Source organism: Rubritalea squalenifaciens DSM 18772, from assembly GCF_900141815.1.
GTDB classification, from domain to species: domain Bacteria; phylum Verrucomicrobiota; class Verrucomicrobiia; order Verrucomicrobiales; family Akkermansiaceae; genus Rubritalea; species Rubritalea squalenifaciens.
In genome coordinates this window covers 154,303-171,231 of sequence record NZ_FQYR01000005.1, presented here as the reverse complement: position 1 = coordinate 171,231, position 16,929 = coordinate 154,303, and the positions used below count along the sequence as shown (strand labels likewise).

General features: G+C 53.6%; 13 protein-coding genes. 9 read left to right on the top strand and 4 right to left on the bottom strand.

The genetic code is table 11. From position 1 onward, the window contains the following. Positions 1-41: 41 nt before the first annotated feature. The gene (locus BUB27_RS14015; RefSeq protein ID WP_143184488.1) at positions 42-3,038 is read left to right on the top strand and encodes a chondroitinase family polysaccharide lyase; all 2,997 of its coding nucleotides are present in this window, start codon (positions 42-44) and stop codon (positions 3,036-3,038) included. Between the two features lies 1 nt (position 3,039). Here the strand turns inward: BUB27_RS14015 and BUB27_RS14010 are convergent, their stop codons facing one another. Beyond that, positions 3,040-4,188 (bottom strand): alpha-hydroxy acid oxidase, encoded by a 1,149-nt coding sequence (locus tag BUB27_RS14010; protein ID WP_143184487.1) that lies wholly within the window; start codon positions 4,186-4,188, stop codon positions 3,040-3,042. 375 nt (positions 4,189-4,563) lie between these two features. Between BUB27_RS14010 and sppA the strand changes: the two genes are divergently transcribed. From sppA to asnS, 3 genes are all read left to right on the top strand, one after another. Further along, on the top strand, positions 4,564-6,345 hold the full coding sequence (gene sppA / locus BUB27_RS14005) for a signal peptide peptidase SppA (RefSeq protein ID WP_143184486.1): 1,782 nt from the start codon (positions 4,564-4,566) through the stop codon (positions 6,343-6,345). Positions 6,346-6,387: 42 nt separating this feature from the next. Next, a complete protein-coding gene (locus BUB27_RS14000; RefSeq protein ID WP_267462192.1) occupies positions 6,388-7,332 on the top strand; it encodes a VPGUxxT family thioredoxin-like (seleno)protein, type 2 in 945 nt (314 codons plus the stop codon). Between the two features lie 79 nt (positions 7,333-7,411). Beyond that, positions 7,412-8,779 carry an asparagine--tRNA ligase gene (gene asnS / locus BUB27_RS13995; protein ID WP_143184484.1) on the top strand — a complete coding sequence of 456 codons (1,368 nt, stop codon included), beginning with the start codon at positions 7,412-7,414 and terminating at the stop codon, positions 8,777-8,779. Positions 8,780-8,835: 56 nt separating this feature from the next. Here asnS and BUB27_RS13990 read toward each other — a convergent pair whose 3' ends face one another. Together BUB27_RS13990 and BUB27_RS13985 are read right to left on the bottom strand one after the other, a co-directional pair. After that, the gene (locus BUB27_RS13990; RefSeq protein ID WP_143184483.1) at positions 8,836-9,243 is read right to left on the bottom strand and encodes a DUF2721 domain-containing protein; all 408 of its coding nucleotides are present in this window, start codon (positions 9,241-9,243) and stop codon (positions 8,836-8,838) included. Between the two features lie 38 nt (positions 9,244-9,281). Next, positions 9,282-9,944 carry a lysophospholipid acyltransferase family protein gene (locus BUB27_RS13985; protein WP_159434973.1) on the bottom strand — a complete coding sequence of 221 codons (663 nt, stop codon included), beginning with the start codon at positions 9,942-9,944 and terminating at the stop codon, positions 9,282-9,284. 117 nt (positions 9,945-10,061) lie between these two features. Here BUB27_RS13985 and ribH point away from each other — a divergent pair, with 117 nt between their 5' ends. The 5 genes from ribH (at position 10,062) to BUB27_RS13960 (ending at position 15,562) form a co-directional block, all read left to right on the top strand. Then, positions 10,062-10,589 (top strand): 6,7-dimethyl-8-ribityllumazine synthase, encoded by a 528-nt coding sequence (gene ribH / locus BUB27_RS13980; protein WP_143184481.1) that lies wholly within the window; start codon positions 10,062-10,064, stop codon positions 10,587-10,589. Next, the gene (gene nusB / locus BUB27_RS13975) at positions 10,582-11,517 is read left to right on the top strand and encodes a transcription antitermination factor NusB (RefSeq protein WP_143184480.1); all 936 of its coding nucleotides are present in this window, start codon (positions 10,582-10,584) and stop codon (positions 11,515-11,517) included. Before ribH ends, nusB begins: the two co-directional genes overlap by 8 nt. Before the next feature lie 126 nt (positions 11,518-11,643). Continuing rightward, positions 11,644-13,794, top strand: a complete 2,151-nt coding sequence (locus BUB27_RS13970; RefSeq protein ID WP_143184479.1) for an AMP-binding protein — start codon at positions 11,644-11,646, stop codon at positions 13,792-13,794. A gap of 39 nt (positions 13,795-13,833) precedes the next feature. Continuing rightward, entirely contained in the window at positions 13,834-14,778 is a 945-nt protein-coding gene (locus BUB27_RS13965) for an SAM-dependent methyltransferase (RefSeq protein WP_143184478.1), read from the top strand. Positions 14,779-14,824: 46 nt separating this feature from the next. Next, positions 14,825-15,562, top strand: coding sequence for a L,D-transpeptidase family protein (locus BUB27_RS13960; protein ID WP_143184477.1), 738 nt, complete (start codon positions 14,825-14,827; stop codon positions 15,560-15,562). 7 nt (positions 15,563-15,569) lie between these two features. On the opposite strand, the gene dgt is transcribed toward BUB27_RS13960, so the two are convergent. Then, entirely contained in the window at positions 15,570-16,850 is a 1,281-nt protein-coding gene (gene dgt / locus BUB27_RS13955; protein WP_143184476.1) for a dGTP triphosphohydrolase, read from the bottom strand. Positions 16,851-16,929: the final 79 nt, after the last annotated feature.

Below are 16,929 nucleotides of genomic sequence, written 5' to 3'. Positions count from 1 at the left end.
ATTATAGATAAAGAATATATTACGCCACTCTATAAGCTCACATGCATTCCTATTTTTACCCATTGTTCGCGGTATCATTCCTCCTTAGCTCCTGTCACCGGAGTCAGAAAAGCGCCACAGAACCACAGCATCCTACAGAAGAGAGCCTCAGCTACACGTCTGGAAATACCGATGCTTTTGCACCCGGCCAAGAAAAGAACCCGAGCGAATTGCTCATTCCCTCAGCAGAACTTCCTACAGGGCTTAGCTGGCAAAACTCCTCGGTAAACACTGACAACACGCACCATGTCTGGAGCGACTATTCCCTACGCTGGGACTGGAAAAATCAGTCAAGCCTCACCCTCCACCGCCCCATCCCCTGGATGCCCCCCAAGCAAGCCCGAGGAAAATACAAGTTCCCACACCCAGTGCAGAACTGCTTCACCGTATGGATCTACAACAAAACACCACACAAGGACGCTAAGCTGCGCTTCTCCTTTGGCGCGGACGAAAAAGAGATCTGCCATTTTTACTTTAGTCTGAACTTCACAGGCTGGCGCACTGCCTGGGTTTCCTATGACCGAGACATGCTGGGAGAAAAACCAAGTGCTCCCATGGATTATGTCACCATCCAAGCTCCAGCCAACATCCCTAAGGGAACGCTCTGGATTGGCGACACCATGATTCACAAATTCATCGATGCCCGCCATCAGCACGGTGATCCACAAGTCCCCTTTGTCCATGGTGCCGACACCAAAAAGGCAGGGCACTGGGATCCAATCATGCACCTTTACGAGCTTGGTCAAAACCAGAGAGCAGACAACCCCATTACCGGGCAAGAAATGAAGGCCCTAGCCACCATTGCCAAGCGGCTCGAGATGAAAGAGAAATCTCAGCCACTTAATGACAAGATACTCGTCAGCCTAGAGAAGCAATTTGCCACCTATGGAATCATCAAAGATGAACATGGCATCCGGGGTAAGCATATCTACATGGAGCATCAGCAGGTGGGAGCTCCAGAAAACTTGGAGCAGTTCCAGGCGCATACACTTCAACAAACTTGTGACTTCCTACTCAATCTTGCGCGTACTTACAACCGGGTTCCACAGAATGATCGGGCGGAAGCCAAGGCATTACGTGTAGCAGAAATGTTCTGCCTGCTCACCGAGCACATGCTAGATCAAGGGTTCACGGCAGGCAGTTCATTGGGCACGATGCATCACTTTGGTTACCGCACCCGATCCTGGGTTCCAGCGATTTCGGCGATGCAGGAACCACTTGCTAAAGCAAGGCTGCTTGAGCAAGCTAGAGAATCACTTGTTTGGTTTTATAATTCTAACAGAATATTTGCACCAGTCGAAGAGCTGGCGAACATGGACTATCTCAATACCCTGTCTCAGGCGGACTTCACCATCCAAATGATTGGTGAAGATAATGCGGCCAAAGTAGCTCGCATCAAAAGATACTCACAATGGATCAGCGAGACAATTAGCTCCGAATCTCCGGGGACGACTTCGGGCTTCAAACCTGACGGCTCACTCTTCCACCACGCCATGCATTACCATGGCTACGGTATCCCAGCGATCGACAAAATCAGCACAAGTGTCGTTCACAAACTGGATGGCACACCCTTTGAGATTACTCCAGAAGCCTATGAAGTATTGAAACGTGCTTATCTTGCAGCCAACTATTGGGGCTACCCCTACTGTGGATTCAACGCCTGCGGCAGACACCCGATTACCCATGACCTCACCAGCAGCAGAGGCGCTCTGCAGAAGCTAGCTCTTAGCCGACCTGGTACTAGTGACGTTGATAGCGAGTTGGCGGCTTGCTACTTGGAAATGTTTGGCGGAGATAGTCAAAAGCTCTTTGTTGAAAGCATCTCACCTTCACGTACACAAGGCTTTCACGTCATGAACTACAATGCAGGAGGATCCTACAAATGGGGTAACTCTACCGTGCAGCTCAAGGGCTTTGGCGACGGCATCAAATCTCACGAAACTTACCGCGATGCCAACCGCTACGGCCGTTATCTAAGCCACGGCTCTACACAGATCTTCAAGACAACATCAGATCACAAGAGCGGACAGCTGAATGAGGGCTGGAACTGGAGCCAGATCCCAGGAACTACTAGCCAGCTTCTTCCCTTTGATGAACTCGAGGGTAGTAAGGGCTTCTACGGTTGGGGGCCAAAACAACAGAGCTATCCATCCGGAGCGGGAAAGCTGGGCAAGCATTTCGGAGCCTTCCTCTTCCAGCTTGACCCAAGCAAAGACGATCAGTCACTGCGCATACGTAAGAGCGTTTTCCTCATCGACCGGGAAATCATTTGTTTAGGCAGCGGTATCAGCAACCAGTCTAAAACCTACCCGACAATCACGACTGTATTTCAAGCAGCACTGCCGACAAAGGGTGAAGACCTGAGCTCTCAGGGAGATGGCTGGCTCATTGATCCTTTCGGCACCGGTTACTACCTACCAGGAGACCAAAACCTAAAACACCATTCGGGCTTACAAAAATCTCCGGATCAATCAGACCGCAAGCCTACCTCCGGCAACTTCTCCACTGCCTGGCTTGAGCACGGAATCACTCCAAGGAATGCAAGCTATCAATACCACATCGTACTGGATGCCACACCAGAGCTCATGAAAACATGGCATAGCGAGCACGCTGCTCACTACCAAATCATTCAACAAGATGATACGGCTCACGTGATCGCTAACAAATCAAAGAACCTAGAGGCCACAGCCGCCTTTTCTCCCTATCAAAGTAAGGGTGACACGACCTTACTCTCCACCGACCGCAGCTGCATCGCCTTGATCCGTCACCAGGCAGATAAAAGCCTCCAGCTGAGTATCACCGACATTGATCTCCCCTTGGCAGGCAAGGCCCCCCTATCTCCGACTACCGTGATTGAACTCAAAGGCAAGTGGTCTCTCTCTACGTCCAAGGGAGACAAAGGGATCCAGCTAGAGTCATCCGGGGAGAATACACGCCTCCTGATCACCACCTGGCGTGGTGAATCTGTACAAATGCAGCTCACGCCATCTGCGGACTAATTCATACCAGGTGCTTAGGGAAATCCTCGACCTTTTCACACGCCACCTGCTCCATCACTTGCTGCAGCTGGCGTTTGAGCATTTCAAAGACATGGTGCCCGCCATACTCGCCCATGGCACAGACTCCATACATCGGAGTACGCCCGAGAAAGGTAAAATCAGCACCACATGCCAAAGCGGCCGCGATGTCCTCACCCGAACGAATGCCGCTGTCCATCATGATCTTGATCTTGCCCTTAAACTCCGGCACTAGCGCCTTCAATGGCTCGACCGTTGACTGACCTCGATCCAGCTGACGCCCACCATGGTTAGACACAATCATACCATCTAAGCCGAGCTTTACAGCCAACTCAGCATCCTCAGGATTGACGATTCCCTTGATCACCAGATTACCCTTCCATCTGTCTCTTATGGCCGCAATCTTATCCTCTGTTAGACGGCCTGAGAATGTTTTATTCATGAATTGCCCGAGGTGTTTCATATTCAGACCCTCAGGAATGTAGGGCTTCATCGTCTTAAATTCAGGAGCTCCTGCTGACAGCTGAGCAAAGGACCAACTTGGGTGAAGGCACATCTGGATGATATTTCTTAAGGTCATTCGCGGAGGAATAGAGAGACCATTACGAATTTCTTTGGGTCGGTAAGCAAAAGTCGGCGTATCAGCCAAAATCACCAATGTCCTGCAGCCTGCACTCCAGGCCCGCTCCAACAGCTTGTCCCGAAGCTCATTCTCCGCAGGATGATACAGCTGAAACCAGAATTCCCCTTCGGTAATCTCTGCGATCGTTTCGATACTCGCCGTCCCAACCGTAGAGAGAACAAAAGGCACTCCATGATCTCTTGCAGCCCTAGCCAAGTACTCACAGGACCTGGGCCACATGAGCCCCTGCAAACCAACTGGAGCTACACCAAAGGGAGAATCGTAAGATTTCCCGAATAATTGAGTCTGTTGACTAGCCCCAGCAAAGTCCCGCAGATACCAAGGCTTAAGCTGCACTTGTTTTATATCTGAGATGTTCCGCTCAAGATTGACCTCGGAAAAGCAACCTCCCACCAAGTAATCGTAGGCGAAACCCGGCAGACGCTTCTTCACTCTTTGCATCAAAAATTCCACCGACGGAATCTCTGGATTAAAATACTCCTTCTTCATGATAGAAATCAGCCTCAGTGATTACAGACGATACTGCCCCAATACATGACTCGAGGAGAATATCCGCTCTACACCAAGGGATAGTTGAAATCCACTCTGGTAGGCGCGACATCCCAATGCATCTTCTTTTCCCAGCATAAGGGGTCTATATACCATATTCAATATCACCAATCAATTTCTGCTCTCGACCTTGTCTCTATCTACCTCAACACAGTGATCGGGCAGATCCATTAATCTGGAGCCAATTACGGCTCTTGAGCTGCGGTGGAAGAAATCCCGGTCTCTCCATCCTGCATTTTTTTATGTTCGTTACATTTAGTTGTAACCAAGCCTTGGTGATGCGTTAATACCCCATAACACGTAGAATTGACGAACATGTCCCGATTTATTCCATCCATCCTCACAGCCTCAGCCTTGATGGCAGCCACTAGCTTGTATGCAGAGCCCACCGTCGCGGTCTATGACCTAGATAGCCCGATCTCTGAAAGTGGTCAGACAAGCACCAGCCTGTTCAACCTGAGCGACGCATCACGTCCGCTGACTCACTTCGACATCACTGAGAGCCTTGAGGCAGCCATCAACGACAATGAGATCAAAGGCGTCGTTTTCGACGTAGACGATTCCTCTATGTCACTGGCTCAAGTACAGGAAATCCGCTGTCTTCTCCTGAAACTCAGAGAACAAGAAAAAGACGTCTGGCTCTACACCGAATATCTGACTCCCACCACCGCACTGCTAGGCAGCGCCGCGAACCACATGACCCTCATGCCAGAGGGCAACGTCATGCTCACAGGCCTCTATGGCGAGAGCATGTACTTCAAAAACTTGCTGGATAAAGTAGGCGTCAAAGTCGAGGTCATTCACATCGGAGACTTCAAGTCCGCTGGAGAAACCTTCTACAGGACTGGACCATCCGAGTACGCTGAGAAACAGCAGGCCGCTTTGCTAGACTCACTCTACGAACAGATCATCAACCAACTGGCAGAGGGACGTAAGCTCTCCAAAGAGAAGGTCAAAGACATCATCAACAAAGGCGTCATCAGCCCCAAGGAAGCTCTGGAGCTCAAGCTCGTGGATCATTTGGAGTACCGCACTGACTTCATCAAAAAAGTCAGAGCCCATTACGGCAAGGAAACGAAATTCGACCGCACCTATTCACTCCCTGATCCCAATGGCCCGGAGATCAAAGGCTTCTTCGACCTGGTCAAACTCATGCTCAATTCTGATGGTGATGCCAAAGCAACATCACCTTACATCGCAGTCGTCGTCTTGGAAGGCAACATCACTGACGAATCGGTTGCGCCAGTCCGAAAGGAGATTCTGGCAGCCACTCGCAACGACAACTGCAAAGGTCTCGTTCTTCGCGTGAACTCACCAGGGGGATCTGCTCTTGCTTCAGACGTCCTATGGGAAGCGACTGATGAATTCAAAGCCACCGGCCGTCCATTTGTTGTTTCTATGGGGGCAGTCGCAGCTAGTGGTGGTTACTACGTCTCTGCAGGAGCAGACAAGATCTTCGCAGAGCCCGGCACCATCACTGGTTCGATTGGTGTAGTCGGCATGAAATTTGTGTTTGGCGATGCCATGGACAAACTTGGCATCACGGTGCACGCCTCCAAGCGTGGCAAGCACGCCGACCTCATGAATATCACGCGCGCTTACACCCCTGAGGAAACCGAGCTGATCCGCAAGTCCATGCTCGACGTCTACGGGACTTTCAAGAAGCGCATCATGGATGGCCGCGGTGACCGCATCAAAGGTGAACTGGAAAAGCTGGCAGGTGGTCGAGTCTACAGCGGCAAAGACGCTATTGCTATCGGCCTGGTAGATGAACTCGGTGGTCTGAATGACGCCATCAACCACCTCTATGATTCCCTCCACAGTGAGAATGAAATAGACGTCCTTCTCTTCCCCGAGCCTAAGAGCCCTATGGAAGGCCTGTTTGCTAAGCCAAAAGAAGACAAGCATGAGTTCATTCAGGCAGCTCATCCGCAGCATTCCATGGTAGAGCAACTCCGCAAAGAGCTTCTACAGAGCCAAGCCGTCGGGCTCCTCGGTCCTGACAAGGCAAAGCAAATTGAAAGCTTCCTCAATAAGCTGGAAGCCTACCAGAGCCAGCGTGTGCTCCTAATTGCTCCTAGCCTTCCGATGAATTAAATAGATCTGGAATAGATACCATCTCACAGCCATCGTACCTGTATGGGTTTACGATGGCTGTTTCTTTTAGGCTTCAGTATTTTGCTGAGCTCTTGCTCCGCCGAATCAAAAAACTTTGCCCAAGAGACTGGGCCGGCCGCTTTTCTTAGAGACTTTGATCAGGCCGCGGCACTCTCCAAAAAGACTAACAAGCCGATCTTCGCCTTTTTTCAGGAAGTCCCCGGATGAGCAGGCTGCAAGAAGTTTGGCCATGAGGTCATGGCCCACCCCATCATCGTTGATAGTATTGAGAACACCTTTGTCCCGCTCCTCATCAAGAATAACAGCGGAGGTAAGGACAAAGAAATGCTTCGCAAGTTCAACGAGCCTGCCTGGAACTACCAAGTCATCCGCTTCTTCGACGCCTCGGGTAAAGATATCATTCCTCGCAAAGACAAAATCTGGGACCTCAAGAGCCTAACAGACAGAATGGTTTTAGCTCTTCAAAAATCCGGGCAGAAGATTCCAGCTCCTTTGGAGCTCCTACGGATAGAACTCAGCACACAGAATCAGGCCAAGGCCGCCTTTGCAATGCACTGCTTCTGGACTGGTGAGCGCAAACTTGGTGCCCTACCCGGAGTCATCACCACGGAGGCGGGCTGGATCGATGGACTGGAAGTCACGCTCGTGACCTATGATCAAACCCAACTCAAGCTTCAGGATCTGGTGAGAAAAGCCAGCGCCATCGAATGCGCCAATAAAATCTTCGTTCCCCGAGAACGACTCGATCTGGTGAGAAAGATTACCGCGAAGCCCGTAGCCACTCTGGGCAAGCAATACAGGAAGGCCAAAGGTTCTGACCAAAAGCGCCAACTCGCCGGCACGCGCTTTACCAAACTAGAACTCACCCCAGCACAAGCTACCAAAGTCAATGCCTTTGCCCGCACGGACAAAACCAAGGCTCTCACCTACCTCACGGCGTCTCAACGAGCTGAAGTGACCCGGTAGGACCCTGTGTCACCACGGAAATCAAAAGTTTGTCGGTTTCCTTATTTACCCGCTAAGCTAAAACGATTATCCCAGCTGCATGCGAACTTTAATCAAGCACGCTCTGGGTAGCGACTCCCCGATGGACTCCATCGTCATCAAGGGATGGGTGCGTACCAGACGCGACTCCAAAGAGTTTTCCTTCCTCGAAATGAACGACGGGTCCTGCCTGGCGAACATCCAGTGCATTGCGGATGCTGGCATCCCTGGTTACGAGCACATCGGTAAGATGTCTACCGGTGCCGCGGTCGGCATCACAGGAAAGCTGATCGAATCTCCCGGCCAAGGCCAGAAATGGGAAGTCCAGGTCACCGAACTTGAACTGATCGGCGAGGCTCCATCTGATTACCCGCTACAGAAGAAAGGTCATACTCCTGAGTTCCTGCGCTCCATTTCCCATCTACGCCCACGCGCGAATCTCTACGGAGCCGTCTTCCGCATGCGCTCACGTCTTGCCCATGCAGTTCACCGTTTCTTCGAAGAGCGTGACTTCACCTTGGTTCACACTCCGATCATTACGGCATCCGACTGCGAAGGTGCTGGTGAAATGTTCCGCGTCACCACCCAGGACCCGACCAATACCAAGGCCGACAAACCAGAGGAAGACTTCTTCGCCAAGGCGACCTACCTCACCGTCTCCGGTCAGCTCGAGGGAGAAGCCTTTGCCACCGCCCTTTCTAACATCTATACCTTCGGCCCGACATTCCGCGCGGAGAACTCCCACACCTCACGCCACGCCGCCGAGTTCTGGATGGTCGAGCCAGAGATGGCATTCTGTGACCTTGAGGGAGACATGGACCTTGCCGAGGAATTCGTCAAATACCTCGTGAAAGACATCCTTGAGAACAACGAAGGTGACCTCGATATCTTCTGCAAGTTTGTCGACAAGTCCCTCCGTGAGCGACTGGAGTTCGTGGTCGAGCGTTCATTCCAGCGTGTCTCCTACACCGAAGCCGTCGAGATCCTCATCCAGTCCGGCAAGAAATTTGAATACCCGATCGAGTGGGGAGTAAACCTGCAGTCCGAGCACGAGCGCTACCTGACCGAGGAACATTTCAAGAGCCCCACCACCGTTTACAACTATCCGAAATCCGTGAAGCCATTCTATATGCGCACGAACGACGACGGCAAGACCGTCACCGCCATGGACCTTCTCGTCCCAGGCATCGGCGAAATCATCGGTGGTGCCCAGCGTGAAGAGCGCATGGACGTTCTCAAAAAGAATATGGAAGAGCACGGCCTCTCCGATGAGGACTACTGGTGGTACCTGGATCTGCGCAAGTACGGCACCTGCCCACATGCAGGCTTCGGGATGGGCTTCGAGCGCATGCTCATGTTCGTCACTGGCATGAAAAACATCCGGGACGTCATCCCCTTCTCCAGGACTCCGGGCTCCTGCGAATTCTAACCGCAGGAATCATCACCCATTTTTTCCAAGCCACGTCTCTCCCGAGCGTGGCTTTTTTATTCCTCTTTTTCCTCGGCCTCATTGAGCAAAATATTCAGCGCGCCACCAGAGACACTCGCCTCCTTGACCAGGGCAATCAGGGAAACCGCCATCAGAAAGAGAGCCGTCCCAAAGATCCACACGCCAAGCACTCGGAAATCGAGCAACATGGCTGCCATGGAGAGCACACAGCAGAAAAGACTAACCGCACCGCTCACCTGCATCCAGCGGATCAGCACTAGCCGGTGACGCAGGTTCTCGATCTGTGCGAGAGCCGACTTACCACCAAACTTGGAATCCTCCCGCCATTCCGTGTGCAGCTTCCGGATCAGCGCAGACAGAGCTAAAAATCGGTTCGTGTAACTAAGAAACAGCAAACTCACAGCCGGAAAAAGGAGGGCTGGAGTGGATAACTCGATCTGCATGCGCTGAGCTTAGCCTTTCCGCGGCCAGGATCAACTCTTCATGCTGACAAGGACATCGCCTGCTCCAGCTTCTCCCGCTCAGCCTCGAAACCAGCTTCATCCAGGTCATCCCCTACAAAATAGGGCTCTTCGAAAATGATTTCCACCTTGCTGAAGGGCTTAGGAATCATGAAGCGGTCCCAACTCTTCAGGCTCCAGTAGCTCGAGTAGTGCACACGCACGATACAGAGGGGGGCTCCAGTCGTCTGAGCTAGCTTCACAATACCTGCCTGAATCTTGTAGACTGGCCCGCGGGGACCATCAGGCGTCACGCAGACATCGCTGCCAGCCTTAAGAGCCTTCTTCATAGCCACCAGGGCAGCCACGGCCCGGCGAGAGCTTGAGCCTCGAACGGCCCCCATCCCGAACATCCCCACGGCAGTCTCCAGGATCGTCCCGTCCTTACTGGCACTGGTCAGCACAGTTACCCGGCGCTTGCGCAGGAACTTGCGCTTGAAAAAGGGCATGATGAACACCCGGTTGTGCCAGAGGGAATAGAGCATCGGTGGCACCTCATCCGGCGTTCCCTGGGTCTTGCCCGCGCCAGTACGGTCCACAAAGCGCATACGCAGCGTAATCCCCACCAGCCATATCACGCCACCGATTACTCTACCGATGACCTTGGCCTTGGTCCCACCACGTATCTCTGTTGATTTCCCCATCTTGCTGCCCACACATTTGCCATCTCTTCCCATGATGACAAGCCCTTAGAGCAAGTAGCCTGTGTAAGTTCAGAGGCCGTCATTGACTTTTTCCCCGTCACACGACATACACTCCCTATGTCGACGGCACTTCCTCCAAGACCAAGAAATATCTCCAACTCAAAGGCTCGCATCAGCATTGTCGCTTCCAAGTACAATGAAGAGTTTACCGATGCCCTCGTTGAGAATGCCAAAGATGAACTCGCAGCCATCATGCCACACGCCCGCGTGGATGTTGTCCGCGTTCCTGGAGCTTTTGAAATCCCGGTAGCCTGTGCCGCCGTACTTGCCGGAGAGGAAAAGCCACAGGCTGTGATCGCCCTGGGCCTCATCATTAGAGGAAAAACCCAGCACGGAGATTTGGTCGCAGAATCCGTCAGCACCAGCCTGCAGGAGATGGCCGTCAAGCATGTTACTCCCGTGATTCATGAAGTATTGCTTGTCGAGGACGAGAAACAAGCTTACGCACGCTGCATCGGCTCCCAGCTCAACCGCGGACGCGAGGCTGCCAGAGCTGCGGAATCCATGGTAGAGCTCTTCTCCAAGTTGAAGCACGACCCAGATTCCAAAAAGAAACTTAACCGACAGTTCCCGAGCAATGCATAGCCGCCGCGAAATACGCGAATCCGCCATCCAGTTCCTCTATAGTTCAGATCTAGAAGGCGGCGCCTCAGCAGAAGACCTCTGCGAAACTTTTTGGGCCCTCGTGCTTGAGTCAGACCACAACAAGCTGACCAAAGCCACCGTGAAGGCCATCCTTCATTTCAATCAGGGCAGACAAGGCCGCTTCACCAAACTCATCGACAGGGCTCCAGAGGCCGACTCGATCATCGGCGCCCACCCGGACGCTGAGAAGCTGAAGTTGAAGCTCGCTGAAATCCTCAAACTGGAAAACAACTGGCAGGCTCTCGTGGACCGCATCAAGCGCCTCTTCAAGCCAGACAGCGAAACTGCCGACCCGGAATTGCTCGATCTCATCGAGAAATTCTTCTCACTGAACCGCTCACTGACCATTCAGCGCAGGGAATGGAACCTGCTTCTGCAGGATTTCCCAGTCATCAACAGACAGCTGGAATCCATCAAGGCTTCCATCAATGCCCTGCAGCGCGTCTCCGACCGCATCGACATGGTCGAGAGCCCGGACAAATTCCCGGACCATCCGGATATCAAGCACCTCAGAGAGACCAGCGAAGATCTCAACCATTTCCGCAAGGAAGTGGACTCCCTCTCCAGTGCCGTCCTCAACCGCAAAGCGGATCTCGATTCCAAGATCGCGGAGATCGTCAGCAACTACCGCCCTGAGCGTATCGATCCGGTTGACCGCGCCATCCTGCGCCTCGGCATCTACGAGATCTGTTTCCGTGAGGACATCCCGACTCCTGTCGCCATCAACGAGGCTATCGAGATTTCCCGCCGCTTCGGCTCCACCGATTCACCTAGATTTATCAATGGTGTGCTCGATGCGATTGCCAAAGGCTCCAAGGAGCAGATCGCCCCGGTAGAGCCCTCTTCACCACAAGAGAGCGAGCAGTAAGCTCGATCATTGAAAATCGAGATGGGATCATCGAAAAGAATGGCTTGATTAAACAGGCCATTCTCGGCGTATTGTGTAGCGTAAGCACGCTCCCCGCAGCAACACGTCCATCGCAAGTCCAGTCTCATGAGTAAATCCATCCAAGTTATTGGTAAAGAAAACCTGCCGAACCGCAACGTTCTGATCGTCCCCGGGCGCCTGAACTACCCCGAATTGGTTCAGCTAGAGAAACTTCTCTCAGGTCGCAAAATCATCTGGCTCTGTGAGGAAAGTGCCGTCATTGAGGATTCTATTCAGGCTCACCTGAGCAAACCAGGTACCGAGGCCGTTGCCTTTTCATCCAAGGACAAGGACCTGCAGCAGGTCGGCAAACAGCTCTTCAAAGATCTGGGCGACAATGGCGTAGCGGTCTTCCTCCCAGGCGAAGCTCTCGCCCTACCCGGCACGGCCTCCCTCATCCCCAGCGACACCCTGAAGGCCATCACTGAGCTTGGCCTACCCTCCTTGCCACTCGCTGTCCAGATCCCTGCTGACAGCTCTCTTTCTATCGAGAGCACTTCCTCACTGCCCTCAGTCATTTTCTCCTTCGGCAAACTGCTCCATCCATCTGACATGAGCCCGGCTGCCTGGCTGGAAGGCCTCCTCACTGCCAGTGAGGCAGCTTTTTCTTCCAGGGAATTCCTCAAAGGCTCCTTGGGTATGGCTTTGCTTGCCGGTCTGAAAAAACACAGCTCGTGCACCGTGTTTGATGGCTCCAAGGACGACAGCAAAAGCTTTGCCATCATTCTCGGGGTTGCCATCGCCTTCTCCAAGCACATCAGCCAGCAGACGAAGAAGAAGCGCGTCGGCATCATTCTACCTCCGGGACTCGGCGGCATGATCGCCAACCTCGCCGTCATTTTTGCCGGCAAGGTACCTGTGAACCTGAACTTCACCGCCAGCCATGAGGCAGTCCACTCCGCCATCAAGCAGGCTGATCTGGACAAGTTCATCACTGCGGACCCCTTCATCCGCAAGATGCCATCCTTCCCATGGCCGCCTAACCGCGACCTCATCTATCTAGAGCGTGTACTCCCACAGCTCAAGAAGTCGATCACCCGCTGGGTACTTCTCTCCAAGGTCACCCCGACCAAATTGCTCGCCAAGCTCGTCGGTATCGACCCGCAAGGTGGAGACAAAGAGGCGATCCTTCTCTTCACCTCGGGCTCATCAGGAGCACCGAAAGGCGTCCCGCTCACTCACCGCAACCTACTGGCCAATGTCTGCCAGTTTGGCACCCGCCTCAACCTTCCGCACAATGCCACGATCCTAGGCTCCCTGCCTCTGTTCCATTCCTTCGGCTGCACGGTAACCCTCTGGTTCCCGATCATCGAAGGCCTGAACCTCGTGACCTATCCAAGCCCGCTGGAAACCAAGCGCATTGCCGAGCTCATCGAGGAACACAAGATCGTCCTCCTGCTCGCTACCCCGACCTTCCTGCGTGGCTACATGCGCAGGGTCACCCCGGAGCAGCTCAAACCACTCAAGCTCGTAGTCACCGGGGCAGAGAAGCTCCCGACCTCTCTCGCCAATGCCTTCCACCAGAAATTCAATATCATGCCGCAGGAAGGCTACGGACTCACCGAGACCTCACCTGCTACCAACGTCAACCTACCCGCTCCTGAGCCAGCTGGCAATCTGCCCGTGATCCCAGCTGCCAAGGTTGGCACGGTTGGTAACTTCCTGCCAGGCATCGCCGTCAAACTCACCGATCCGAGCACAGACAAGCCGGTCCCAATCGACCAGCCAGGCATCATCTGGATGAAGGGTGCCAACGTATTCCCCGGCTACTTGAACAACGAAGAGAAGACCAAAGAAGTCATCATCGATGGTTGGTTCAAGACTGGCGATGTAGGCCGCATGGACGATCAAGGCTTCCTCTCCATTGAGGGCCGCATTTCCCGCTTCTCCAAGATTGCCGGTGAAATGGTTCCTCATGAAACCGTGGAGGCAGCAGTCAACAATGCTCTGGGACTCGACGAAGAGACGGAGCGCAAGATTGCCATCGTGGGCATTCCAGACGCTCAGAAAGGTGAAGCCATTGCACTCCTCTCCACCATCAGCGGCGTTGCGCTGGAGCAAGAGTGCATCGACCTCCGCTACCGCCTGCTAGAAAATGGCCTTCCTTCCCTCTGGTGCCCGAAACGCATCATCCCAGTAGAGGAAATTCCGATTCTCGCCTCCGGAAAGCTCGATATCAAAGCCTGCCAGCAACTCTCTGAAAAGGTTGATCAATAAGCAGCACTCCTGCCCTCCCAACTCTCAGAATCCATAGCCGTGCGCTTCGACTCTTTCATGCAGTATGCGCTGCATCATCCATCAGAAGGATACTACGCGCGTAAAATCAAAACCGTGGGCCCCGGTGGAGACTTCTCCACCACAGCTACGCTATCTCCAATCCTAGGTCGAGCCATCGCTGCCAGAGCCATCGCTTGGCTAAAGCAGAACCCTGGATCCTTCCACCTGATAGAAATTGGCGCAGGTGATGGCTCGCTGGCAAAGTCCGTGCTGAATGCACTGCCCATCCCGCAACGCTGGAAAGTCCACTACCACATCGTAGAGACTTCAGAACCACTGACCGAGCAACAGAAGGAAAAGCTCAACAAGCACCGGGTCACTTGGCACGACAACGTCAAAGCGGCTCTCTCTGCCTGCCGTGGCCGCGCCGTCATCTTCTCCAACGAACTGGTAGATGCCTTCCCTGTGCGCATCCTTTGCCGCAAGGAAGGCCTCTGGAACGAGCTTCATGTGGAAAATGGGCAGGAATCCTTCCACCCCTGCACTAGCCTCCCCGAGTCCTCGGCACTCCAGGATGATCACCCGGAAGACTACCGGGTCGAAATCCACGAATCCTACCGCGACTGGATGGAGGACTGGCTCCCAGCCTGGCATGAGGGGGAAATCATCACCATCGATTACGGGGACACCTACCCGGAGATCTACCACCGCCGCCCGCACGGCACGATTCGCGCCTTCCTCATGCACCAGTTGCTGGATGGCCCGGCCATCTATCAGAATGTCGGCATGCAGGACCTCACCGCAGATGTCAACTTCACCGATCTCATGGACTGGGGGAACCACTGCGGCCTCACCACGCTGAGCCTCGTCACCCAAAACGAGTTTCTCGCGCCACACGCGACTTCTACTTCTCTGGATCACTACCTGACCCATCCAGACGGCCCCGGCTCGGCCTTCAAAGTGCTGATTCAGGCACCGTCTTGAAATGCCCCTATATTTTGCGGCACTTCTGTGCTTTATTAGACTAGCTATGAAGTTACTCGTCGCATTCCTCGCTTTGCTTTTGCCGCTGCAGGCATTCGAAATTCCATCTAACAGCAAACAAGCCATCGTCGGCATCGCCAAAGACTGGAATTCTTCCCACGTTACCCTCCAGATCTACGAGAAGTCTGGCAACACCTGGAAGCCCGTCACCCAGAGCTGGCAAGGACGTCTCGGCAAAAAAGGCCTCGCCTGGGGAAGGGGCATTCATCCGACTATCACCAAGCCCTACTTTAAGCGTGAATCTGACTGGCGCGCTCCAGCCGGAGTCTTCTGGGTAGGTAAACCCTACGGAGCCTACGGCACACACGCCTCCATCAAGAAGCACCGCTCTCTGGACTACACCCAGGTCACCACCCGGGACCTCTGGGTGGAAGATTCTAGCTCGCCCTACTACAACCGCCACCTGAGGATCGACCACGAGCCTAGCTCCAAGTGGGAAAAGAAGGCGCAGATGCGGCAGAACGACTACCCGCACTCCCTCAAACTCTACATCAGCCACAACACCGCCACCTCCAAGCAGAAGGCCGTCCCCAATGGAGGCTCGGCCATCTTCTTCCACATCTGGCGTCGTGACGGCAAAGCCCCAACCGCTGGCTGCACCACCATGCACGAAACCCAGCTAAGAAATCTCATCGCCAGACTGGATCCTAACAAAAACCCAGTCTACATCCTGCTTCCTCAGGCTGAGTACACCAAGTACAAGTCAGTCTGGAAATTGCCTTAAGCAGGACTTACACCAAGTCCCCGATCGAGCCGGAGCCGGGGACAAAGAGGCGCTGATAGAGACGCCCAGCGGCGGAGTCTGTCAGGCTGGCCAAGTAATCGCACAGCAGCCTGCGCTTAGAGCTTTCGTCCTCGGTGGAGCGGATTTCCGCCTCCACATCATCTGGCAGGAGCTTGTAGCCTGCACCTGCGCCAGCAAGATACTCTTCTTCCAGCGCGTCCCAGAGGCGGACCAGCATATGATTGCCCTTGTACTCAAGCTGGTTGAGCTCTGCTGAACGGAAGACCACCTCGAACGCCAGCTTCTTGAACAAGCCTGACTCCCGCTTCACCTCATCATCGATGATGAGCTTGTAGTGATAGCGGTTAGTCTCCGCACTCATGAAGTTGATATCCTCCTCTAGCTTCACCCCCTTGAGGTACTTGCCGATACGGCTGCCCACCATAGGTTCCACCTTTCCCTTGCGAATGGCTCTTAGCAGATCACCGAGAGCACTGCCCTCATCGCTGCTGATGTCATTCAGGCTCGCCCACCTTTCGATGCTTTCAATGGTGAGGAATCCAGCCCGCACACTATCGGCCAGGTCATTGAGGGAATAGGCCACATCATCCGCCCAGTCCATGATCTGGCATTCGATGGACTTGAAAGCTTCTCGCGGCTTACCCGGTGAAAGCTCCAGCGGAAAGTCACGGCCATCAAAGACCCAGTCCAGATACTTCGTCTGCTCGTCATAGACGAAATGGTTCTTGGGGTTCTTCCCTCCATTGGCGGCCTTCATCTCCGACCAGAGGGACTTGTACTTCAGCACACCGTCCAGGAAAGCTCTGGTAGGGTTCATCCCCCGCTTGCTCACACTGAAGATTCGCTCAGTCAGCAGACGCAAGGTCTGCGCATTCCCCTCGAAGCCTCCATGCCCGGCCATCAGGGCATTCAAGCTCTTCTCACCGGCATGCCCGAAGGGCGGATGCCCCAAATCATGGGAAAGGCAAGAAGCCTCCACCAGATCACCATCGATAAAATAATCTTCTCCTAACAAGTCCGAGGTCACATTCAGATAGTGGCAGATGGAACGGCCGATCTGGGCCACCTCCAGGGAATGGGTCAACCGGGTACGGTAGAAATCATACTCACCACTCCAGAAGACCTGGGTCTTGCTCTGCAGTTTACGAAAAGCAGGCGTGTGGAGAATCCTGTCACGATCTATCTGGAAAGCCGAGCGGTAGTCATCGCTGGTCTTTTCCTCGAACATCCGCTCGGTGTCGAACGCGTTATAAAACCTGTTTTTCATGAGAATTGCTGCACCACTGTAGCCACCGCGCCTGACGGCTCAATCCCTTTTCCCACTTTGTCGGGGTGAGTACAAAGAA

Coding starts and splice junctions, on each gene's coding strand:
- nusB (WP_143184480.1), top strand. CDS start 10,582: ATGCATAGCCGCCGCGAAATACGCGAATCCGCCATCCAGTTCCTCTAT.
- BUB27_RS13970 (WP_143184479.1), top strand. CDS start 11,644: ATGAGTAAATCCATCCAAGTTATTGGTAAAGAAAACCTGCCGAACCGC.
- BUB27_RS13990 (WP_143184483.1), bottom strand. CDS start 9,243: ATGCAGATCGAGTTATCCACTCCAGCCCTCCTTTTTCCGGCTGTGAGT.
- BUB27_RS14015 (WP_143184488.1), top strand. CDS start 42: ATGCATTCCTATTTTTACCCATTGTTCGCGGTATCATTCCTCCTTAGC.
- dgt (WP_143184476.1), bottom strand. CDS start 16,850: ATGAAAAACAGGTTTTATAACGCGTTCGACACCGAGCGGATGTTCGAG.
- BUB27_RS13960 (WP_143184477.1), top strand. CDS start 14,825: ATGAAGTTACTCGTCGCATTCCTCGCTTTGCTTTTGCCGCTGCAGGCA.
- ribH (WP_143184481.1), top strand. CDS start 10,062: ATGTCGACGGCACTTCCTCCAAGACCAAGAAATATCTCCAACTCAAAG.
- asnS (WP_143184484.1), top strand. CDS start 7,412: ATGCGAACTTTAATCAAGCACGCTCTGGGTAGCGACTCCCCGATGGAC.
- BUB27_RS14010 (WP_143184487.1), bottom strand. CDS start 4,188: ATGAAGAAGGAGTATTTTAATCCAGAGATTCCGTCGGTGGAATTTTTG.
- sppA (WP_143184486.1), top strand. CDS start 4,564: ATGTCCCGATTTATTCCATCCATCCTCACAGCCTCAGCCTTGATGGCA.
- BUB27_RS13985 (WP_159434973.1), bottom strand. CDS start 9,944: ATGGGGAAATCAACAGAGATACGTGGTGGGACCAAGGCCAAGGTCATC.